This window comes from Pseudoclavibacter helvolus, assembly GCF_014191305.1.
Lineage (GTDB): Bacteria > Actinomycetota > Actinomycetes > Actinomycetales > Microbacteriaceae > Pseudoclavibacter > Pseudoclavibacter helvolus.
Window position 1 is genome coordinate 809,329 of the sequence record NZ_JACHWJ010000001.1, and the last position, 22,128, is coordinate 831,456.

General features: G+C 66.5%; 14 protein-coding genes and 1 pseudogene. 7 read left to right on the plus strand and 8 right to left on the minus strand.

Translation table 11 applies throughout. The features are described 5' to 3' along the window. Positions 1-35: 35 nt before the first annotated feature. Positions 36-2,437, minus strand: a pseudogene (locus tag FHX72_RS03705) (ATP-dependent DNA ligase). Between the two features lie 93 nt (positions 2,438-2,530). On the opposite strand from FHX72_RS03705, the gene ku reads away from it, so the two are divergent. Beyond that, positions 2,531-3,532, plus strand: a complete 1,002-nt coding sequence (ku, locus tag FHX72_RS03710) for a non-homologous end joining protein Ku (protein ID WP_183623046.1) — start codon at positions 2,531-2,533, stop codon at positions 3,530-3,532. Positions 3,533-3,640: 108 nt separating this feature from the next. After that, positions 3,641-6,484, plus strand: a complete 2,844-nt coding sequence (locus FHX72_RS03715) for an ExeM/NucH family extracellular endonuclease (protein WP_183623047.1) — start codon at positions 3,641-3,643, stop codon at positions 6,482-6,484. Between the two features lie 159 nt (positions 6,485-6,643). On the opposite strand, the gene FHX72_RS03720 is transcribed toward FHX72_RS03715, so the two are convergent. From FHX72_RS03720 to zapE, 4 genes are all read right to left on the minus strand, one after another. Next, positions 6,644-7,516 (minus strand): hypothetical protein, encoded by an 873-nt coding sequence (locus FHX72_RS03720; protein WP_183623049.1) that lies wholly within the window; start codon positions 7,514-7,516, stop codon positions 6,644-6,646. Positions 7,517-7,626: 110 nt separating this feature from the next. Then, positions 7,627-8,127, minus strand: coding sequence for a DUF456 domain-containing protein (locus FHX72_RS03725; protein WP_183623051.1), 501 nt, complete (start codon positions 8,125-8,127; stop codon positions 7,627-7,629). 132 nt (positions 8,128-8,259) lie between these two features. Further along, positions 8,260-9,492: an ammonium transporter gene (locus tag FHX72_RS03730; protein WP_183623053.1), complete on the minus strand. Its 1,233-nt coding sequence runs from the start codon at positions 9,490-9,492 to the stop codon at positions 8,260-8,262. Positions 9,493-9,684: 192 nt separating this feature from the next. Then, positions 9,685-10,671 (minus strand): cell division protein ZapE, encoded by a 987-nt coding sequence (gene zapE / locus FHX72_RS03735; RefSeq protein WP_082775556.1) that lies wholly within the window; start codon positions 10,669-10,671, stop codon positions 9,685-9,687. A 167-nt stretch (positions 10,672-10,838) separates the two neighbouring features. On the opposite strand from zapE, the gene FHX72_RS03740 reads away from it, so the two are divergent. Next, a complete protein-coding gene (locus FHX72_RS03740; RefSeq protein WP_183623054.1) occupies positions 10,839-11,282 on the plus strand; it encodes a SufE family protein in 444 nt (147 codons plus the stop codon). Positions 11,283-11,313: 31 nt separating this feature from the next. Here the strand turns inward: FHX72_RS03740 and FHX72_RS03745 are convergent, their stop codons facing one another. Then, entirely contained in the window at positions 11,314-12,495 is a 1,182-nt protein-coding gene (locus FHX72_RS03745; protein ID WP_156475849.1) for an alpha/beta hydrolase family protein, read from the minus strand. Between the two features lie 104 nt (positions 12,496-12,599). Between FHX72_RS03745 and FHX72_RS03750 the strand changes: the two genes are divergently transcribed. The 4 genes from FHX72_RS03750 (at position 12,600) to FHX72_RS03765 (ending at position 17,870) form a co-directional block, all read left to right on the plus strand. Further along, a complete protein-coding gene (locus tag FHX72_RS03750) occupies positions 12,600-13,205 on the plus strand; it encodes a DUF3000 domain-containing protein (protein ID WP_068483568.1) in 606 nt (201 codons plus the stop codon). Then, the gene (locus FHX72_RS03755; protein ID WP_183623055.1) at positions 13,195-14,421 is read left to right on the plus strand and encodes a ribonuclease D; all 1,227 of its coding nucleotides are present in this window, start codon (positions 13,195-13,197) and stop codon (positions 14,419-14,421) included. Before FHX72_RS03750 ends, FHX72_RS03755 begins: the two co-directional genes overlap by 11 nt. A gap of 75 nt (positions 14,422-14,496) precedes the next feature. After that, a complete protein-coding gene (locus tag FHX72_RS03760) occupies positions 14,497-15,723 on the plus strand; it encodes a thiolase family protein (protein WP_338110039.1) in 1,227 nt (408 codons plus the stop codon). Between the two features lie 5 nt (positions 15,724-15,728). Then, a complete protein-coding gene (locus FHX72_RS03765) occupies positions 15,729-17,870 on the plus strand; it encodes a 3-hydroxyacyl-CoA dehydrogenase NAD-binding domain-containing protein (protein ID WP_068483560.1) in 2,142 nt (713 codons plus the stop codon). A 69-nt stretch (positions 17,871-17,939) separates the two neighbouring features. Here FHX72_RS03765 and FHX72_RS03770 read toward each other — a convergent pair whose 3' ends face one another. Together FHX72_RS03770 and acnA are read right to left on the minus strand one after the other, a co-directional pair. Beyond that, entirely contained in the window at positions 17,940-19,091 is a 1,152-nt protein-coding gene (locus FHX72_RS03770; RefSeq protein ID WP_068483557.1) for a glycerol dehydrogenase, read from the minus strand. A gap of 156 nt (positions 19,092-19,247) precedes the next feature. Next, positions 19,248-22,064: an aconitate hydratase AcnA gene (gene acnA, locus FHX72_RS03775; RefSeq protein WP_068483555.1), complete on the minus strand. Its 2,817-nt coding sequence runs from the start codon at positions 22,062-22,064 to the stop codon at positions 19,248-19,250. Positions 22,065-22,128: the final 64 nt, after the last annotated feature.

Sequence of the window (22,128 nt, forward strand, 5' to 3'; positions counted from 1 at the left end):
TGCCGTACGATCAGACGCTTCTGCGAGGCGTCATGTCAGCTGCCCTCGGGCACGACATCAGCCGGTGACTTGTCCGGCCGCCACCCACGCCAGCTCGGGTGCCGCAGTCGGTAACCGGCCGTCCACTCCGCGAACTCAACCTCGCCGACGAGTTCAGGTTCGACCCAGACGGCGCCACGCGCATCGGCCGCTGGGACGTCCACGAACGGTGAGGAGTCGCGGGTCAGCGGCTCGAGGCGGGTCGACGCGCGTTCGAGGTCGCGGTTGCTGAAGCCTGTCCCGACACGACCGACGTAGCGGAGCCCCTCGGGACCGGGAATTCCAAGGAGCAGGGACCCGATACCGTGCGACCGCCGTCCTCGCCCCGGGCGCCACCCACCGACCACCACTTCCTGGGACCTGTGGTGCTTGATCTTGACCCAGCTCTCCGAACGCCGACCGGGGCGGTAGGTGCTCTCGAGCCGTTTGGCAACAATGCCTTCGAGCCCGAGATCAGCGCTGCTCCTGAGCGCAAGTTGGGCGTCCCCGCTGATCGTCGGTGGGACGCGAAGCCGCTCCTGCTCGTTGACGGTCTCGAGGAGCAGCGCACGTCGCTCCGCGTACGGTCGCGCCAGCAGGCTCTCGCCGTCCACCTCCAGCAGGTCAAAGGCGAAGTAGTGCACAGGCACGTCCTGGACGCCTCGCTCGACGTCCCGGTTCGAGCGCAGACCCATCCTCGTCTGCAGCCGACCGAAGTCGGGCCGGGAACTGCCGTCGAGGGCTACGACCTCTCCGTCGAGCACCGCCGAGCGTCCGGGCATACTGGCGCGGAGCGCATCCGCGACCTCCGGATAGGCCACCGTCACATCGGTGCCGTTCCTCGTGACGAGTCGCGCTCGGTGCGCATCGAGCGACGCCACGATGCGGATGCCGTCCCACTTCATCTCGAAGGACCAGGCGTCCTCCTCCTCGAACACATTCGTCTCGCGCGTCGTCGCGAGCATCGGCGCAACCGAGGCGCTGTGGTGCGTGGGCCGCTGCGATTCGCCCCGTGGCGAGGTTGTCGTCTTCACCGTCGAGGTCGCGACGTCCATCCGGTGCAGCAGCCAGGTGCTCTTCTTGTCGCCGCTCCCCCGCGTGCGGATGAGCGCCAGGCGCGTCGGCCCACCGAGCCCGCCGGATTCAGCACCGTGGAGGGTGACGATGACTTCCTCGCCATCGCGCCACTTCTCGAGCTCGTAGGAGCCGGAGTCCCAGATGTAGACCTCGCCTGCCCCGTACTCCCCCTTTGGGATCGTTCCCTCGAAGGAGCGGTACTCGAACGGGTGGTCCTCAGTCTGGATGGCGAGATGGTTCTTCTTCACATCCGTGGGGATGCCCTTGGGTACCGCCCAGGAGACGAGGACTCCGTCGTGCTCGAGCCTGAAATCGTAGTGCAGGCGACGCGCGTGGTGCTCCTGGATCACGAAGCTCCGCCCTGAGGAGGACAACGGGGCACCGGCAGGAACGGGCTCGGTCGTCCTCGCAGAATCTCGCATCGACCGGTAGCGCGCCAGCCTGTCCTCGCGTGCGGCGTCCGCGACAGCGGCCAACGGGTCTGGCCGAGTGCGCATTCGCTTGAGCACCTCCTCGTATTCGAGGTGACGGAGCCTGGCGGAGGCGAGCTCGTGCCAGGTGCGCGGCACCGCCACTGTCGGGCGCACCCGGCCACGCAGCGAGTACGGCGCGATCGTCGTCTTCGCTGCGTTGTTCTGGCTCCAGTCAACAAGCACCTTGCCTGCTCTGATCGACATCTTCATCTCGCTCACTACGAGGTCGGGGTGGTCGGCCTCGAGCGACCGCGCGAGTTCGTGCGCGACACGAGCGACCTGGTCGGACGTGTGCGTTCCGTCGAGGGCGGCATAGAGGTGGATGCCCTTGCTCCCACTCGTCACTGGCACCGGGTCAAGCCCATGCCCTGCAGGATGCTGCGGGCCAGTCGCGCGACCTCGGCGCATTCCGTGAGCCCGACGCCGTCGCCCGGGTCGAGATCGAGTACAAGCCTGTCGGGGTTCCGCGGGACTCCGTCCGATCCGAAGCGCCATTGCGGGACGTGCAGTTCCAGAGCCGCGACCTGGGCGAGCCACGTCAAAGCGGCGAGGTCTCGCACGAGCGGATACTCATTCGTGTGGTCGCGGTGCTCGATCCTCTGCCGCGGCACCCACTCGGGTGCACTCGCCTCGAGGTTCTTCTGGAAGAAGGCCTTCCCCGGGTGCTCCATCGTCCCGACTCCGTCGACCCACCGCTTGCGTGTGACCGGGCGCTGCTCCAGGTGCGGGATCAGGAACCGCGCGATCTCCGCGTAGTAGGCGAGCACATCCGCCTTGGTCGTGCGGGTCTCTGGGTACAGCACCTTGTCGAGGTTCGTGAGCGTCACGCGGTGACCATCAACCGTCACCGTCTGCTTCGAGGTCGCCATCGGCCAAGGATGCACCTCACGCCTGAGGCAATGAGCGGCGAACACTCAGCGACGAATCGGCCCGGCGACCGCCGTCTCGGCTGTACTTGGTGCATGAGATCCATCTGGAAGGGCTCCATCGCGTTCCGGCTCGTGAACGTGCCCGTCAAGCTGTACAGCGCGACCGAGGACCACGACGTGCACCTGCATCAGGTTCACGACAAGGACGGTGGGAGGATCCGCTACCAACGCCGCTGTGAGGTGTGCGGCAAGGTGGTCGACTACGAGCACATCGACAAGGCGTACGCGGACGACGACAGGACCGTGGTGCTGACCGACGAGGACCTGAGCTCGCTCCCAGAGGAACGCAGTCGCGAGATCGACGTCGTCGAGTTCGTGCCGAGTGACCAACTGGACCCGATCATGTTCGACCGAAGCTACTTCCTCGAACCCGACTCGACGTCGGCGAAGGCCTACGTCCTGCTCAGGCGAACGCTCGAGAAGACCGACAGGACCGCGATCGTGCACTTCTCGCTCCGCCAAAAGTCGCGCCTCGGGGCGCTTCGAACGCGCGGCGACGTGCTCATGCTGCAGTCGCTGCTGTGGGACGACGAGGTTCGCGAGGCGAGCTTCCCGGCACTCGACGAGCGCGTCCGAATCTCCGCGAAAGAGCTGAAAATGTCGGCGTCGCTTGTCGACTCGTTCGCAGCCGACTTCGCGCCGGACCGTTTCACCGACGACTACCAGGAGCAGCTGCAGCAGCTCATCGACGCGAAGCTCGCGGAGGGTGACGCCCTGGACACGGCAGCGACGTTCGGCGAGTCGGGAGACGACGAAGAGGCCGGAGGCGAGGTGATCGACCTCATGGAGGCGCTTCGCCGGAGCATCGAAAGCGGTAAGAGGTCGAGTGCTGCCGAGCCGAGCACGAAGAAGACCGGTGCGAAGAAAACCGGCGCAGAGAAAACCGGCGCAGAGAAGACCAGCTCGAAGAAGACGAGCGTCAAGAAGACGAGCTCCAAGAAGACGGACTCCGAGACGACCAGCGCGACCAAACCCAAGTCGAAGAAGTCACCCGCCAAGAAGGCATCAGCGACGAAGAGCGCCAAGAGCGCGTGAGCGGTTCACCCGTTCACCGGGTGTTTACGCGGAGGCAGTCCCTGGGCGACACCCGGACGGTACGGTGACGGCGATCCCGTTAGCCACGCACGCCCCAGGAGGACACACGTGACTCGAACTTGGCAGAAGCTCCTCGCGGTGGGAACCGCGACGACGCTTGCCGGAGGCGGCCTGCTGGTCGCCGCAGCGCCCCCGACCTTCGCAGCTCCGAGCGGCACCGAGCTGGTCATCAACGAAGCGTACGGCGGAGGTGGCAACGCAGGCTCGCTGTACACGAACGACTTCGTAGAGCTCTTCAACCCGAGCTCCGCGGAGATCAGCGTCGAAGGCTGGTCTGTCCAGTACTTCTCGGCGGGCGGCAACCTTGGCGGCATGGCGGAACTCACAGGGTCTGTTGCGCCGAATACGCACTACCTCGTTTCCCTCGCGGCGGGGAGCAGCGTTACCGGTGCACTCCCGGCCCCGGATGCGACTGGTGAGATCTCTATGGGCGCGCGAGGTGGAATCGTTGCCCTCGCGAGCACAACCGACACGCTGACGCTGCCAGGGGCGGGCGGCGTGGCCACAGACGGCCTCGTAGACCTCGTCGGCTACGGCGGCGCGAGCGCGTTCGAAGGCTCTGCTCCTGCTCCCGAGCTCAACAACTCTCTCAGCGCGCAGCGTTCCACCACCGGGCTCGACAGCGATGAGAACTCCGCCGACTTCGTCGCCGCTACACCGACTCCGGAGAATTCGTCAGGTGGACCGACCACAGCACCCGAGCCGACCACAACGTCGACCCCGACGGTGCTTCCGGCGACCGAGCTCGTCTCGATCGCGGAGATCCAGGGCTCCGGCTCTGCGTCGCCGCTCGTGGACCAGACCGTCACTACTGAGGGCGTCGTCACCGCCGTGTATGCCGAGGGCGGACTCGGCGGTTTCAACATCCAGACTCCCGGTTCGGTGGACCCGAGCACGCACAGGGCGTCGACTGGGGTCTTCGTGTACGGCCCCGCGGCCGCGGCGCCGGTCAGCGTCGGCGACCGAGTGGCGGTGACCGGACGCGTCAGCGAGCGATTCGAGTCGACGCAGATCAGCGCGAGCAGCGTCGAGCAGCTTGCTGGCGGCCCCGAGCACGTCGTCGAGCCGGTGTCGGTCGCGTGGCCGGAGACGGACGAGGAGCGTGAGCGCTACGAGGGGATGCTCCTCGCGCCGGCAGGCACTTACCGGGTCTCGGAGAACTACGCCCTCAACCAGTACGGGGAGGTCGGTCTGTCGGTGGGCGAGCGTCTGCTCGTGACGCCCACCGAGGTGGGCGAACCCGGCAGCGCCGAGGCGGTCGCTCAGGCTGAGTACAACGAGGCGCACAGCGTCATCCTCGATGACGGTGCGTCGACCGACTTCCTGCGCCGCGAGGGCGGGAGCATGATCAACGCGGACATCCCACTTCCCTACCTGAGCATCGAGACCCCCGTCACCGTTGGCGCGACGGCTACCTTCACCGAGCCCGTTGTTGTCCACTACTCGTTCGACAGCTACCGATTCCAGCCCGCGACGACACTCACGGGCTCAGACACGGCACCCGTCAGGTTCTCGGATGCCAGGGAGACGGAACCCGAACCCGTCGGCGGAAACCTGCAGCTCGGCACCTTCAACGTCCTCAACTACTTCACGAGCCTCGGCGTCGACTACTGCGCCCCAGACCAGAGCTACACGGACAGAGACGGCAACCCGATCAGCGCCAACGGGTGCCTCCCGCGCGGAGCCTGGGACGAGGAGAACCTCGCCAGGCAGGAGGCGAAGATCGTCGCCGCCATCAGCCAGCTCGACGCTGACATCGTCGCCCTCGAGGAGATCGAGGACTCGTCAGACTTCGGCAAGGACCGCGACGCGGCACTCATCGACCTCGTCGCAGCGCTCAACGAGTCCGCGGGCACGCTGCGATGGGCCCACGTGCCATCGCCCGCCGAGGTGCCATCAACCGGCGACGACGTCATCCGGACGGCGTTCATCTACCAGCAGGCGAACGTCGAGGTGGTGGGCTCGTCGACCATCCTCGATGATCCCGCGTTCATCAACGGGCGTGCGCCGCTCGCCCAGACATTCGCCGACCCGACGACGGGTTCTGAGTTCATTGTCGTCGCGAACCACTTCAAGTCGAAGGGTGGATCCGGGGACGGCGACAACGCTGACAACGACGACACGGTGGGCCCAGCCGGGGCTGTCGGGGGCTGGAACGGCGACCGGACGCGCCAGGCGCAGGCTCTTGTCGGCTTCACCGACGCGCAGCGCGAAGCGCACGCAACCGACCTGGTGTTCCTGACCGGCGATTTCAACAGCTACTCGCAGGAGGACCCCATGCGTGTCCTCGCCGACGCCGGCTTCGAGAACCTCGGGGATGCGCGTAACCGGACCGCGGGTGAGCCGGGGGTCGTCGGCACCGAGTACTCGTACAACTTCGACGGCGCCGTCGGCTCCCTCGACCACATCCTGGCCAGCGGGGCGGCGGCCGATCAGGTCACGGGCGCTGACGTGTGGACGATCAACGCCTACGAGCAGGTGGGCATCGAGTACAGCCGAAACAACTACAACGTCACGCAGCTGTACTCAGTGGACGTCTCCCGTTCCTCTGACCACAACCCGTTCCTCATCGGACTCGACTTCACGGGCGAGCCGACGCCAACTCCCACGTCGACTCCGCCGCTCGAACCGGCCCCAACGGAGACCTCAGCACCGGAGCCAACCCCGACCTCGACCGAGGGAGCTGGGCCCGGCGTGTCGCCGACCATGAGCGCAACCCCGCCAGCCGCGGGCGAGCCAAGCGGCACCCCAACTGGCGTCCCGGGAGCTGATGGTGGAATGCTCGCGACCACGGGCGCCGAGCTCGGTCTGCTCCTGCCGTTCGGCGGCGCAGCGCTTCTGCTCGCGGGCACGCTCGCCCTCCTCGTGAAGCGACGCGCGGACCAGGCCTGAGCTGATCGCGCGGAGCGAGCCCTGACTCGCCCCGAGTACCTGACTCGCCCCGAGTACCTGACTCGCCCCGAGTACCTGACTCGCCCCGAGTAAGATGACCGGCCGTGGTGCGCAAGCGCACCACGGCCGGTCATCTACGTTCGGGGCTGGCCTTGAGCGTCAGGTACCCGAGTCGCTGTCTGACCCCTCGGAGGGCGTCGGCTCCCCCGTCGGCTGCGGGTCCGTGGGCTCATCGGTCGGCTCAGGAATCGGAGGCTGCGTCGGAGGTGTCGTCTCGCCGGGTGTCGTGGTGGCCGCACCACCAGAGCCGTCGGGGACCGGCTGGCCAGTGAACGCGGGCGGAACGGGCGTCGATGGCTGGGGGGCCTGCGTCGCGGTGTCGTCGCCCGAGTTGTCGACGGGCTGCTCAGGCAGGGTGGTGTCGTCATCCTGCTGCGAGTCCACAGCCGCGCTGTGCGAGCTCTGCGCGGCGGTCGCCTGGCGCACCAGGGCGGAGATGCCGCTCGTGCGCTCCCGGTCGTCGCCGGCATCCGCCAGCTCGATGAGCGCGGCGTCGTAGGCGGTGAGGATGTCCGCAGCCGCGAGCGTGACTTGCAGGCGGTGCTCACGCCCAAGCGAGAGCGTGCTCGTCGCCATCCCCCCTACCGCGTTCTGCAAGGCCGTGTAGGAGGTTTGGAGCGCATCCGGCTCGGTCGACGTCGCGCTCAGCGCGTCCTTGACCTGCCGGAGGGCGTCCTCGAGAGCTGTCTTCTGCGTGCTGCCCACCCGCTCGGCAGGCAGGCTCGCGAGCGGCTGCGCGAGCATGTGCAGGTTCACGACGTCGCTCGAGCTCGCGCTGGTCGTCGCACCAGCAGTCTCGGGAACCGCGACGGTATCGATGGGAGACGCGACGTCTCCACCGTGGCCGTTCGTGACGGTCAGGGCCGCGACGACTGCACCCACGGCGATGACGCTCATCGTCGCTGCGGCAAGCTCACCTGGGCGCTTCTTGACGAACGCCAGTATGGCGTTCGAGGTCTCCCCGTTCGACATACGGCTCCTCTAAGACGTGCTGCTGGGACGCGCTGAAGCGCACAGCTCTCTCAAGGGTAGGGCGATCAGGGCGAATGTCGAAGTCAGAACTGCCCAGGCGCTCAGGAAACTCAGAGCCACACGAAGTGCACGAAGATGGAGACGGCGAGGATCGTGGTGGCGACAATCGCGCACATGAGCTCGATCACCATGCCGAGGCCGAGGGCCTTGACCGCCGTCCAGCTCGAGTCGAGCGCGGCATGGAACTCTCGGACTCTGTAGTACTCGGATGCGACAAGTCCCACCGCGAAGCCGATCGGGAGCCCGAACGCAGGGAGCACTAAGAGCCCGACGATGCCGACGCCGAGTCCGATGAGCACCGAGCGATTCGGGACCTGCTTCTTCCGCAGGCCTCGACCCGTGAGGACCCAGCCGATGATCATGCCCGTGATGAGGAGCGCTGCCCCGATCCCGAAGGCCACCCACACTGGCCAGTTGCCCGCGAAGATCGCCCAGACGAGGAAGCCGACGACGATCGTGATGCTGCCCGGCAGTACGGGGACGATGATCCCGATAATCCCGACGATGGCGAGGACCATGGCGACGATGGCTGCGATCACGGGTGCGCTCATGCCTCAACCGTACTGGGTCGAGGACCGACCGGACTGGGTGGGCCCGCCGAGCACGGCTGGGAGCGGCAGACGAGAACGGGGGCCGTGCATCCACGAGAGTGGATGCACGGCCCCCGAAGGCTGTCCGCGTGATCAGCGGGACAGCGCGTAGCCGGTCTCGCCGTGCACGACCACGTCGACGCCGGCCACTTCGTCCTCGTGGCGCACCCGGAAGCCGATGGTCTTCTGGATGGCCCAAGCCACGAGGAAGCTCACGGCGAACGAGTAGAGGAGGACGCCAAGGGAAGCGATGAGCTGGACGATGAGCTGCTCGAATCCGCCACCGGTGAAGAGTCCGGTGTCGAAGGCGAAGAGTCCAGGCCAGATGGAGCCGACGAGGCCGCCGACGAGGTGCAGGCCGACGACGTCGAGCGAGTCGTCGAAACCGAGCTTGAACTTCAGCTCGATGGCGAAGGCGCAGAGCGCACCGGAGACGAAGCCGAGGAGGAGTGCCCAGCCTGGCGTCAACACTGCACAGGCGGGCGTGATGGCGACAAGACCAGCGATTGCACCGGATGCGGCACCGATCGAGGTTGCTTTGCCGTTGCGCAGCTTCTCGACGATGATCCAGCCGAGGATACCGGCGGCTGGGGCCGCGATGGTGTTGATGAAGAGGAGGCCGGGACCGGGGAACTCAGTGCCTTCAAGGTCACCCCAGGCGGCGCCGACGTTGAAGCCGAACCACCCAAACCAGAGGATCGCGGTACCGAGCAGAACAAGCGGCACGTTGTGCGGCTGCGTGATGCCCTTGGCGAAGCCGACTCGCTTGCCGAGGACAAGTGCAAGCGCGAGGGCAGCAGCACCGGCGTTGATGTGGACGGCGGTACCACCGGCGTAGTCGATGACCTCGACGCCCTCGAAGCCGAGCTGCGTGCCGAGCTGCATGATCCAGCCGCCACCCCAGACCCATGCCGCGACCGGGAAGTACACGAAGGTCGCGAAGATACCGGCGAAGAGCATCCACGAGCCGAACTTGGCGCGGTCGGCAATCGCACCGGAGATGAGGGCCGTCGTGATGATGGCGAACGTTCCGCCGTAGGCCGCGCCGGCAGTCGCGTTGCTGTCCTGGATGAGGTTCGTCAGTGCGAAGTCAGAGAACGGGTCGCCCGCGAACTGGAAGAAGGAGTCGCCCGAGACGGCGGACATGTTGTAGCCGTAGAGAATCCACAGCACCGCGACGAGGCCGAGCGCCCCGAACGAGAGCATCATCATGCTCACGACGCTCTTCTCCTTGACCATGCCGCCGTAGAAGAGGGCGAGTCCTGGTGTCATGAAGAGCACAAGCGCTGCGCTGATCATCAGCCACGCGGTTCCACCGGTATCCATTGCATCCTCGCTTTCGCCACCCGTGCTGCGGCCTGGAGGACGCGTCGTCGTGACACGAGGTGGGGAGATGCAATGAGTCTGCTGGGGGCGCGTGTCGCTGATGGGGCGGTGCCGTTTCCATCATGTTTCAGAGCGGCCCGGCGTGTTACGAGTCTGTGTCGGGAACGTCCAAGCCGCGCTCCGCGGAGGTGCTCAGACCGAGGCGGTCTGCTCCTGAGCCGTGGAGGCGATGAGGCGCGAAACGCAGCGAAGGTACTTCTTCCGGTAGCCGCCGTCGATCATGCCGCCGCCGAAGATCTGGTCGAGCGCCACACCAGAGGCCGCAATCGGAATCTGTGCGTCGTAGACGCGGTCGATGAAGGCGACGAAGCGAAGCGCCTCCGCCTGATCGGTGAGTTCGTGCACGTCGCGAAGGGCGAGCAGGTCAACGTCCTCGACGAGACGCACGTACTTGGACGGATGCACGGTCGCAAGGTGTTGCACGAGGTCATCGAAGCCGTCGTAGGCGACGGTCCTGCCCCCTGCTACTGCCTCGTCGGCAAGCGAGGCGAGGCGTTCCGGCGGCGTCACGGTCGCGTGACCGGACATGTCGCGGCGACGATAGTCGGTGCCGTCGATCCGGAGGGTGTCGAAGACCCCAGCCAGCTTCGTGATCTCGCGGAGGAAGTCGGATGCCGCGAAGCGTCCTTCGCCAAGCGCATTCGGTGGAGTGTTGCTCGTCGCGGCGATGCTCGTGCCAGAGTCCACGAGCTCGCCGAGGAGGCGCGACATGACCATCGTGTCGCCTGGGTCGTCGAGCTCGAACTCGTCAATCGCGATGAGGCTCGTGCCCTTGAGGGAGCGGACGGCCTCCGCGTAGCCGAGGGCGCCGACGAGGGCCGTGTACTCGATAAACGTGCCGAAGTACTTCCGCCCCGGGTGCGCGTGCCAGATGGAGGCGAGCAGGTGCGTCTTGCCGACTCCGAACCCGCCATCGAGGTAGATGCCTGGCTTGACGGGCGGGGCCTTCTTGCGGAAGCCGAAAAGCCCCTTGCTCCCGGAGCTCGCAGCGACTTTTACCCCGGCGAAGCGCTCCCCCGCTTCCACGGCGGCGGCCTGCGAGGGGTACTCCGGGTCGGGCCGGTAGGTGGCGAACTGCGCACCGTCGAACTGTCGAGGAGGAACGAGGTCCTTCACCATCTCTGCCGCCGTGACGGTCGGTGAGAGTTCGGTCAAGTGCAGCAAGCGGCCTTCGCCCACGGAGTCCTCGTACTTTCCAGTGACAGATGCCCGGAACGGGCTCTCAAGATCCTACCGTCAGGCGCCCCTTCGAGCGTCGCGAGCAATCCGGACGGTACCGTTGTCGCATGCACGACGTCACGCTGTCGGAATCGCTCGAGCTGCTTCGCGAGGAACTCCTCGAGGTGTCGTCCCGAGATCGCCTCGAGCTTCTCGCTGAGATCGGCGCCGAGCTCCCCACGGTCGACCCCGCAGATATTGCCGGATTCGAGCGCGTCATCGAGTGCCAGTCGCCGGTCTTCTTCGACGTGGCCCTCACACCGGAGGCGCGCATCCGGCTGCGCATCTCGGTCCCGCCGGGCGCTCCCATGACGCGTGGGTTCGCGGCTGCACTCGTGCAGGGAGTCGACGGACTCGAGCCCGATGCACTCCTGGGCCTCCCGGAGGACCTCCCCAGCGTTCTCGGGTTGTCCGACCTCGTGTCTCCGCTCCGCCGCAGCGGCATGGTCTCCCTTCAAGCTCGTGCCAAGCGGCAGCTGCTCGAGCGAATCGTAGCCGCGGCCCGCTCCTAGGGCTCCCTGCTCGTCAGAAGCTCTCTGCTCGTCAGAACTTCGCGAGCCACTCGTCCAGCGAGTGCTCCCAACGCCCGCTGTCCACGTTCCAGAGGCGCGTGTGCAGCGCACGCTCGAACTCGCGATAGGTCACGAGGTCCGGTCGGCGTCTGGCCACCTCACGGCTGGCATCGACGGGAACCACGGTGTCGCCGCTCGAGTGGAACAGGAGGATGGGCACCGTCAGCTCAGCGAGCCGATCCGGGATCTCGAGCTCCCCAAGCGGTATGGGTGCCGCGAGACCGAGAAGCGGGCGGGCGAGTTGGCTGCCGATGAGCCAGATGCCGAGCCCGGTCACGAAGCCGGGGAGCTTCATAGCTGCGCCCTGGTAGCGCAGGATCGATCGCCAGCTCAGAGCGGGCGACTCGAGAAAGACGCCGACGACGAGCTCACGGTGCCGCGCGTTGAGGGCCGCTTGCAAAACGGTCCCGCCACCCATTGACCACCCGACGAGGATGATGCGCTTGGCCCCACGTGCCGCCGCCCAATCCATGGCCGATTCAACATCGCGCCACTCCGTCGCTCCCAGCCCGAACTTCCCGTCCGGCGACCGCGGCGCGAGCGCATCGTTGCGGTAGCTGACAACCAGCGAGTTCCACCCGCGACCCCGGAAGAGGGGCACAGCCCGAAGCGGCTCGGTCATGACGGCTCCCCGGCCGTGCACGTGGATCGCCCAGGAATCACTTGCCTGCGCCGCAGGAATCAGCCAGGCAGGCATCGCCCCAAGCGGGGTCTGCACATCCACCCATCTCCAAGGGAGATCGAGATCGCGGACCCAGAGCTGCGGGGCAGACGCAAGGCGAACCGACCTGACGCGTTCCAGTCGCGCTCCCTCTTCACCCCAGAAGCGCCGTGTCACCGTGCGCTCGGACTCCCCCACGACAGCTCCGACGTTTGCCCTGCCGGTCTCGGCCGCGAAGACCAAGCTGTAGTGGCCGGGCGCCGCCGTCTCAGGCGTTCGCGCGAGCGTGACGGTGCCGGCCTGCTTGTCGACGGCCAGCAGGCGCACCGGGTCCCTGCGACGGCGAGGCGGTGTGACGACGGCACGCGCGATCATGGTCGCCGCAGTTGCGACCACTGCTCCGAGTCCGACGGCAATGGCACCGACCGAGACCGCCGCGATCTTCACGGCGGACGAGCTCGAACCGGCTGAGGCACGTTTGGCGGCACACATCACGTCGATGATCGCGCAACTCGCCCGTGAACACGCCGAACGAGCGGCGTGCCGCTACGGCGCGCCTGATCTGCGTTGTCTGCCGCCAGGCCTAGTCTCGTCGCGTGGTTGTCCCGTTGCATCGATCTGCCCCGGAGTTCGAGGCCGCCGTAGAGGCGGTCCGTGCGGCCGAGTTCCGCTCTGCCCTCACGGTGAGCGAGATCCGACCCCCAGCGAACCTGGCCCCCGAATCGCTCGCGCTCTCCGGAGACGTGCGACCTACTGCCCACGCCCGCGATTCAGAACTTGGCACCGGCAGATTCATCCTGCTTCACGACGAGAGCGAGCCAGAAGCCTGGCGCGGCGCGTTCCGCGTCGTCTGCTTCGCGCAGGCTCCGCTCGAGCCAGAGATCGGGGTCGACCCATTCCTCGCGCCAGTCGCGTGGTCATGGCTCATGGACGCGCTCGAATCGCGAGGGGCCGCGTTTGAGCACCCCTCTGGAACGGCGACGACCATTAACGGTCGCGGCTTCGGCGAACTCGAGGATCAGGGTGAGGGCGCGCAGATCGAGCTCCGAGCATCCTGGACCCCGCGCGAGACAGACCTCGCCGCACACGCTGAAGCGTGGGGCGAACTCCTCTGCCTCCTGGCTGGTATGCCGCCAGAGAGTGAGGCCGACGACGGGGTCGAGGTACTCCGTCACCTGAGAAAGGCAAAAGATGGGGCTTGACGCTGACCGTCTGAAGGCAGGCGGGCTGGAGGTCATCGAGACCGAAGAGCAGCTGCAGGAAGCACTTCAGCGTCTCGCAGCAGGTACCGGGCCGGTGGCCGTCGATGCGGAGCGAGCATCCGGCTACCGATACTCAGAACGCGCGTACCTCGTACAGCTGTACCGACGCGGGAGCGGCACGCTCCTCATAGATCCCATCGCGACAGGCTCGCTCGCCCGACTTCAAGACGTCATCGGCGATGAGGAATGGATCTTCCACGCCGCCACGCAAGACCTCACGTGTCTGCGTGAGCTCGACCTCGACCCGAGTCTCATCTTCGACACCGAGCTCGCTGCGAGGCTCCTCGGCTACGAGCGCGTGGGTCTGGGCGCCGTCATCGAGCGCCTGCTCGGGATCACGCTCGAGAAGGCGCACTCTGCGGCCGACTGGTCCACGCGCCCCCTGCCTGAGACCTGGCTCGCCTACGCCGCGCTCGACGTGGAGCTGCTCATCGACGTCCGAGATCAGCTCAATCAGGAGCTACAGGATGCGGACAAGCTCGACGCTGCCAGGGAAGAGTTCGCCGACATCCTCACGAGAGAGCTCGGCGCCAAGAAGCCAGACGCGTGGCGACGCATCGGCGGTATCAGCAGGCTGCGTAGCCCTCGGGCGCTTGCCGTCGCGAGGGAGCTGTGGCTGTCCCGCGACGAGGCCGCAAGGAGCACGGACACCGCGCCGGGTCGCCTCTTCCCCGACCGCGCACTCGCGGCCGTCGCCACGGCGATGCCGCGTTCGCGAGGCGAGCTTGCGCGCCTCAAGGAATTCACCGGCCGCGCGTCACGGACGCAGCTCGACCGCTGGTGGGCCGCCATCGAACGCGGGCTCACCACTGAGGATCTGCCACCACAGGCTCCGAGGGACCCTGAGCGCATGCCGCACCACCGGCAGTGGGAGCAGCGGGCTCCAGAGGCGGATCGACGCCTCAAGCTCGCTCGGGAGTTCCTTGTCGCGCACGCCGAGTCCCTGCAGATGCCGGTTGAGAACCTGCTGACGCCCGAGCTCCTGCGACGGGCGGCGTGGAAGCCGCGCCAGCCGGTTTCGGCCGAAGCGGTTGCCGAGCACCTCCGCGAACTCGGTGCGCGTGCCTGGCAGACCAGCGAGGTTGCACAGGGAATTGCTGTCGCTTTTGTAGAAGCTGACCAATTGACTTCCGCCCCGACCGTCGAGGGTTCGTAGCTTCACACGACGCATAAGCGTCCCACCAGGCAGTCATCCATAAGATGACCGAGTCAATAGATGCTTGGAGGCAGTGTGGCCAATCGAGAAGTGTTGTTCATCGACGGCGTTCGAACCCCCTTCGGACGTGCGGGCGAGAAGGGCATGTACTGGAAGACCCGTGCAGACGACCTCGCGGTCAAAGCGATCAAGGGGCTCCTCGACCGGAATCCGCAGATCCCGCACGACCGGTACGACGACGTCGCCATCGCCGCGACCACTCAGCAAGGCGACCAGGGGCTGACGCTTGGTCGGTCGACGGCGATCCTCGCCGGCCTCCCCAACACCGTGCCTGGTCTGGCGATCGATCGCATGTGCGCGGGCGCCATGACGGCGGTCACGACTATGGGGTCCGGCATCGGCTTCGGTGCCTACGACCTGACCATCGCGGGCGGCGTCGAGCACATGGGCAGGCACCCGCTCGGAATCGGGGCAGACCCGAACCCTCGGTTCGTCGCCGAGCAGCTCGTGAGCGGTGACGCTCTGAACATGGGCAAGACCGCTGAACGTCTCCATGACCGTTTCCCGCAGCTCACGCGAGAGCGCAGCGACCGCTACGCGATGCGCAGTCAGCAGAAGGCCGCGGCGGCCTACGAGAACGGCCAGCTGCAGCCAGACCTCGTGCCGGTCGCGATCGAGTCGGAGGCCGGATGGGGTCTCGCGACGCGCGACGAAACTCTCAGGCCCGAGACGAACATGGAGACGCTCTCCACCCTCAAGACTCCCTTCCGTCCGCACGGGCGGGTGACAGCCGGGAATGCCAGCGGCCTCAACGACGGCGCCACTGCAGCCATCCTGGCCTCGAGCGACGCCGCCAAGGAGTTCGGCCTCAAGCCGAAGATGCGCATGGTCACATTCGCCTTCGCTGGCGTCCAGCCGGAGGTCATGGGCCTCGGCCCCGTCCCCTCGACGGAGAAGGCCCTCGCCCGGGCCGGCATGACGATCGACGACATCGGGCTCTTCGAGCTCAATGAGGCTTTTGCCGTGCAGGTGCTCTCGTTCCTCGACCACTACGGCATCGACGACGACGACCCATCCGTGAACCCCTACGGTGGGGCAATCGCGATCGGACACCCGCTCGCTTCATCCGGGGTTCGCCTCATGACCCAGCTCGCGAAGCAGTTCGAAGAGCACCCAGAGGTGCGCTTCGGCCTGACCGCGATGTGCGTCGGCCTCGGCCAGGGCGGCACGGTCATCTGGGAGAACCCGAACTGGAACGGTAAGTCGCACGCACGCCGAGGCTTCGGCAAGAAGGGACGCTGAGCACCATGGCAACCGATCTTCGAGCACGCTACGCTCCCCTGCTGGCCATGAGCACCGACGAGGTCGTGACCCACTCGCTCGTTCGCGACGTCACGCTCCCAAGCGGTCGCACGCTAGCCCTGATCACCTTGGACAACGGCCACGACTACACGCGTCCGAACACCCTCGGGCCCGAGACGCTGGCCGAGCTCGGCGAGGTGCTTTCTGGCTTGCGCGCGCGTGCCTCTTCGCACGACATCGATGCGATCGCCATCACCGGCAAGCGCTTCAACTTCGCTGCGGGCGCCGATCTCTCCAACGTCGGGTCTATCCCGAGTCGCGATGTCGCGCTGCTCCTCGCGAAGCTTGGGCATGAGGTACTCGGTTCCCTCGGGAGCCTCGGCGTCCCGAGCTTCACGTTCTACAACGGCCTGGCTCTGGGAGGCGGAGTGGAGATCGGCCTCAACTCCGACTACCGCACGGTCGATGCGACTGTCCCCGCATTCGCCCTGCCAGAGACCTTCCTTGGGCTTGTCCCTGGCTGGGGAGGCACGAGCATCCTGCCCAACATCATCGGCATCGAAAACGCGCTCAAGGTCATCATCGAGAATCCGCTCAAGCAAAATCGGATGCTCAAGGGCCCGCAGGTCGCCGAGCTCGGAATCGCAGACGCGATCTTCCCAAGCCTGAACTTCCTCGAGGATTCGCTCGCGTGGGCGGACAGGGTCATCGGCGGAGACATCGAGGTCAAGCGACCGCACGCCCCGGGGCGCCTCGAACGCCTCGCAAAATGGGACCTGGCGATCGGTATCGCCCGGAAGACGCTCGAGGAGAAGCTCGGCACGGTCGCGCTTGCCCCGTATCGCGCCCTCGACCTGCTCAAGCTGGCGAAGGGTGACGACCGTGCCAAGGGGTTCGCGGCAGAAGACGAGGCACTTGCAGACCTCATCTCCGGCGACCAGTTCGTCGCATCGATCTACGCGTTCAACCTGGTCCAGAAGCGAGCAAAGCGTCCCGCCGGTGCCCCAGACAAGGCGCTGGCGCGTCCCGTCAACAAGGTTGGGGTCATCGGCGCTGGACTCATGGCGACGCAGTTCGCGACGCTCTTCGTCCGTCGACTCAAGGTTCCCGTCGTCATCACAGACCTGGATCAGGCACGCGTCGACACGGGAGTCGCGGCCATCCGCCGGGAACTCGAGAAGCTTCACGAGAAGGGCCGGATCGACGGCGACGAGTACGGGCGCCTGATCGGGCTCGTCCACGGGACAACCGACAGGAGCGAGTTCGCAGACTGCGACTGGGTCATCGAGGCTGTCTTCGAAGAGCTCGGCGTCAAGCAGCAGGTGTTCGGGGACTTCGAGAAGATCGTCGGCCCGGAGACCGTGCTGGCAACGAACACCTCCTCGCTCTCTGTGGCGGAGATCGGCGCTCAACTCGAGCACCCCGAGCGCCTTGTCGGCTTCCACTTCTTCAACCCTGTCGCACAGATGCCGCTCATCGAAGTCGTCAAGACGGACAGCACCGATGACGCGACGCTCGCGACCGCGATGGCAACGGCAAAGATCCTGAAGAAGACGGCCGTCATCACGAGGGACACGCCCGGGTTCGTCGTAAACCGGGTGCTCGCGAAGGTGCTCGGCGAAGCCATGAACGCCGTGGACACCGGCACGACGTTCGAGACGGTCGACCACGCGCTCGACCGGATCGGCCTGCCGATGACCCCCTTCGAGCTCCTCGAGCTGGTTGGCCTCAAGGTCGGCGCCCACGTCCTCGACACCCACCACAAGGCGTTCCCTGAACGGTTCTTCGAGTCGGAGAACCTGCACAGGCTCGCCGACTACGGCAAGCTCTACGACCGCGACGGCAAGGGCCGTGCCAAGGGCTTCGATAAGAAGGCAGTGCAGATCGTCGCGGGCGGGAAGACGCCGATGACCGCGGCGTCGTTCGCGGAGCGCGTCGAGGTCGGCCTCGCGGACGAGATCAAGAGGATGCTCGACGACCAGGTCGTCGCGGCAGCCGAGGACATCGACCTGTGCCTCATCCTCGGTGCCGGCTACCCGTTCCAGGCCGGCGGCATCACACCGTACCTCGACCGAATCGGCGCCTCTGAGAAGGCCTTCGGAGGCACCTTCCACACGCCGCCCATCCGCGGCGCAGCCTCGCGCTAACCGTAGTACTGAGACAACAAGGCGCCTCCTCCCCCGATAGCGGGTGAGGAGGCGCCTTGCTTCGTGATGCTAGTGCTTCGCGTGGTATTTGATGGGCTCCGGGAGCCCGGCCTCGGATCGGATGCGCCGGGACAGGCGCTCCAAGGACGTGAGCGCGGCGATCACGTCGTCGGCCGTCACGGCGAACGGCATGTTGTGGATGGTCTCCCCCGGCACCGTCGCCGCCTCGGCGATGAGGCGAAGCTCGTGCTTATCGTCAGTTCCGAGACCGATCTCCGTGAGCGTCGTGGGCAGCCCGAGCTTCGTGGTGAAGACGATGAAGTCCCTGATCTCCTCCTCGGGCGCTCCCTCGAGAATGAGCTGGGCGATCGACCCGATGTTGACCTTCTCGCCGTGCTGGAGGCCGTGGGTCTGCGGAGCTGCGGTCAGACCGTTGTGGATGGCATGGGCGGCGGCGAGCCCGCCTGACTCGAAGCCAAGGCCGGAGAGGAGAGTGTTGGCCTCGATGGCCCGGTCGAGAGCTGGAGTCACGACGCCATCCTCGACCGCGTCGAGCGCCGTCGGAGCGTTCTCCCAGAGGACGTCCCAGCTGAGTTTGGCAAGCGCCGTCCCGGTCTGCGTCGGCAGGCCTCCCGCCATCGTGGTGGAGTTCGACCGGCTCGTCGCGCGCGCCTCAAGCCAGGTGGCGAGCGCGTCGCCGAAGCCTGCCACGAGGAACCGTGCCGGCGCATCCGCGACAAGCTGCGAGTCGATCAACACCAGGTCCGGGTTGCGCGGGAAGAAGCGGTACTCCTCGAACTCTCCAGCCTCGGTGTACACGACGGCGAGCGCTGACGTCGGCGCATCCGTGGAGGCGACGGTCGGCACGCTCACCCAGCGGATACCAGCCAGGAAGCCGGCTGCTTTGGCCGCGTCGATCGTGCTCCCGCCGCCGACAGCGACGATGACGTCGCTGCCGCTCGTCTTGATGACCTCGACGAGTCGGTCGATCTCCCCAGACGAGGCGACGCCGTTGAAGCGTTCGCGCGGAACCTCGACCTCGACTCCAGTGAACGAGGTCGTGAGGCGCTCGCCGAGCAGGTCCCATACGAAGTCATCGGCGAGGAGGAGGGGCGACTCGCCGATCTGAGCGACGAACTCGCCCAGACGCGCGAGCGCGCCCTTGCCCTGCACGTATCGGCCAGGGCTCAGCACTGTGCGGATCGGGATTTCACTGCTCATGGGGAACTCCTTCGTAGTCGGAAATCGCCCCAACGCTAGCGACCGCGGATGGGTGCTGACTCCGGGTCTTCTCAGTCACGGAGAACAGCGAGGGTGTACCAACGCCGAAGGGCGGAGCCTTTCGGCTCCGCCCTTCGGACTTGTTTCCCTGCCTTGCTACGCCGTGGCGAGCTGGCGCAGGACGTACTGCAGGATTCCGCCGTTGCGGTAGTAGTCGGCTTCACCGGGCGTGTCGATGCGAACGACCGCGTCGAACTCGATCGTCTGCTTCCCCTCTGGCGAGTCGGACGTGGGCTCGGCGATGACGTGGACCGTCTTGGGCGTGAAGCCCTCGTTGAGCTGCTCGATGCCCTGGATGGAGATGGACTCCGTCCCGTCGAGTCCGAGCGAGGCCCAGGTCTCGCCGGCGGGGAACTGCAGCGGGACGACGCCCATTCCGATGAGGTTCGAGCGGTGGATGCGCTCGAAGCTCTCGACGATGACGGCGCGAACGCCGAGGAGGCTCGTGCCCTTGGCCGCCCAGTCACGCGACGATCCGGAGCCATACTCCTTGCCGCCGAGGACAACCAGCGGGGTGCCGGCCTCCGCGTAGTTCTGAGCCGCATCGTAGATGAACGACTGCGGTCCGTCTGCCTGCGTGAAGTCACGCGTGTAGCCGCCCTCGACGCCGTCGAGGAGCTGGTTCTTGAGGCGGATGTTCGCAAAGGTGCCACGGATCATGATCTCGTGGTTGCCGCGACGCGAGCCGTAGGAGTTGAAGTCCTTGCGGCCGACGCCGTGCTCCGTGAGGTAGCGACCAGCCGGGCTGTCAGCCTTGATCGAACCTGCCGGGCTGATGTGGTCGGTCGTGACCGAGTCGCCGAGCTTCGCGAGCACACGAGCGCCCTTGATGTCAGTGACAGGGGTGAGCTCCATGACCATGCCGTCGAAGTACGGGGGCTTGCGGACGTACGTCGACTGGTCATCCCACTCGAACGTGGCACCGGTCGGCGTCGGCAGCGAACGCCAGCGCTCGTCACCGTCGAAGACGGCGCCGTACTCGCGCGTGAACATGTCAGTGTCGATCGACGTGTCGATCGTGGACTGCACCTCGTCCGCGGTCGGCCAGATCTCACTGAGGAAGACGTCCTTGCCGTCCGAGTCCTGGCCGAGCGGCTGGGACTCGAAGTCGAAGTCCATCGTGCCGGCCAGCGCGTAGGCGATGACAAGCGGCGGGGACGCGAGGTAGTTCATCTTCACGTCGGGGTTGATGCGACCCTCGAAGTTGCGGTTTCCCGAGAGGACGGCCGTGACAGCGAGGTCGTTGTCGTTGATCGCCTCGGAGATCTCCTCGTTCAGCGGACCCGAGTTACCGATGCAGGTCGTGCAGCCGTAGCCGACGGTGTAGAAGCCAAGGGCTTCGAGCGAGTCGGTGAGACCGGCCTTCTCGTAGTAGTTCGTGACGACCTTCGAGCCGGGGGCGAGCGTGGTCTTGACCCACGGCTTGGCCTTGAGGCCGCGCTCGCTCGCCTTCTTGGCGAGGAGGCCTGCAGCGAGCATGACGGAGGGGTTCGAGGTGTTCGTGCAGCTCGTGATGGCTGCGATGGCCACGGATCCGTGGTCGATCGTGTAGCTCTGGCCGTCGGCACCCTGCACCTGAACAGGCTTGCGGTCGTGCGAGAAGGTCGGAGCCGTCTGCTTCTCGCGGACGTCCGAGTCCTCGGAGGTCGGGGTGAGCTTCGCCGGGTCGGATGCCGGGAAGCTGTCCTCGCCTGCGACGTCGACGAGACCGAAGTCCTCGGCCGTGTAGTCGTTCAGGTCAGCGCCGAACTGGCCCTTGGCCTTCGACAGCTCGATGCGGTCCTGCGGCCGTCGGGGGCCGGCGATCGACGGGACGACCGTCGAGAGGTCGAGCTCGAGGTACTCCGAGTAGGAGAGCTCCTTGCTGGGGTCGTGCCAGAGGTGCTGCTCCTTGGCGTAAGCCTCGACGAGCTTGACCTGCTCCTCGCTGCGCCCCGTGAGACGCAGGTAGTTGAGCGTCTCGTCGTCGATCGGGAACATGGCGGCCGTCGAGCCGAACTCGGGGCTCATGTTGCCGATGGTGGCGCGGTTGGCGAGCGGGACTGCGCCGACGCCCTCTCCGTAGAACTCGACGAACTTGCCGACAACTCCGTGCTTGCGAAGCAGGTCGGTGATCGTGAGGACGACGTCGGTCGCCGTGACGCCCATGGGGATCTGGCCCTTGAGCTTGAAGCCGACGACCTTGGGGATGAGCATCGAGACGGGCTGGCCGAGCATGGCAGCCTCTGCCTCGATGCCGCCGACGCCCCAGCCGAGCACGCCGAGTCCGTTGACCATCGTGGTGTGGGAGTCGGTTCCAACGAGCGTGTCAGGGTAGGCCTGCAGTACGCCGGCAACCTCGCGGACGAACGTCACTCGAGCCAGGTACTCGATGTTGACCTGGTGGACGATGCCGGTTCCAGGGGGAACGACCTTGAAGTCCTCGAAGGCCGTCTGGCCCCAGCGGAGGAACTGGTAGCGCTCGCCGTTGCGCTGGTACTCGATCTCGACGTTGCGCTCGAGCGCGTCGGCCTGGCCGAAGAGGTCGGCGATGACGGAGTGGTCGATGACGAGCTCTGCAGGAGCCAGCGGGTTGACCTTTTCCGGGTCGCCACCGAGCTGGGTGACGGCCTCGCGCATCGTGGCGAGGTCGACGATGCAGGGAACGCCCGTAAAGTCCTGGAGGACAACGCGCGCCGGGGAGAACTGGATCTCAGTGTCTGGATCTGCGGTTGGAACCCAAGAGCCGAGCTTCTGAATCTGCTCGGAGGTCACGTTGGCACCGTCTTCGGTGCGGAGGAGGTTCTCGAGGAGAACCTTGAGGCTGAAAGGAAGCTTTTCGAAGCCCTCAACCTTGTCGATGCGGAAGATCTCGTACTCGGTGCCGTCGACACTGAGGGTGTCTTTGGCTCCGAAGCTGTTGACTGCGGTCACGTCTCGGCTCCTTCTTTGCAACTCTGGGTGCGCGGCCCGCGCCCAGCAATCATCTCGCGTCTCG

Bases quoted from the DNA above. Each gene is read 5' to 3' on its own strand.
- ku (WP_183623046.1), top strand. From the start codon at position 2,531: ATGAGATCCATCTGGAAGGGCTCCATCGCGTTCCGGCTCGTGAACGTG.
- FHX72_RS03720 (WP_183623049.1), bottom strand. From the start codon at position 7,516: ATGTCGAACGGGGAGACCTCGAACGCCATACTGGCGTTCGTCAAGAAG.
- FHX72_RS03725 (WP_183623051.1), bottom strand. From the start codon at position 8,127: ATGAGCGCACCCGTGATCGCAGCCATCGTCGCCATGGTCCTCGCCATC.
- FHX72_RS03730 (WP_183623053.1), bottom strand. From the start codon at position 9,492: ATGGATACCGGTGGAACCGCGTGGCTGATGATCAGCGCAGCGCTTGTG.
- zapE (WP_082775556.1), bottom strand. From the start codon at position 10,671: ATGGTGAAGGACCTCGTTCCTCCTCGACAGTTCGACGGTGCGCAGTTC.
- FHX72_RS03740 (WP_183623054.1), top strand. From the start codon at position 10,839: ATGCACGACGTCACGCTGTCGGAATCGCTCGAGCTGCTTCGCGAGGAA.
- FHX72_RS03745 (WP_156475849.1), bottom strand. From the start codon at position 12,495: ATGTGTGCCGCCAAACGTGCCTCAGCCGGTTCGAGCTCGTCCGCCGTG.
- FHX72_RS03755 (WP_183623055.1), top strand. From the start codon at position 13,195: ATGGGGCTTGACGCTGACCGTCTGAAGGCAGGCGGGCTGGAGGTCATC.
- FHX72_RS03765 (WP_068483560.1), top strand. From the start codon at position 15,729: ATGGCAACCGATCTTCGAGCACGCTACGCTCCCCTGCTGGCCATGAGC.
- FHX72_RS03770 (WP_068483557.1), bottom strand. From the start codon at position 19,091: ATGAGCAGTGAAATCCCGATCCGCACAGTGCTGAGCCCTGGCCGATAC.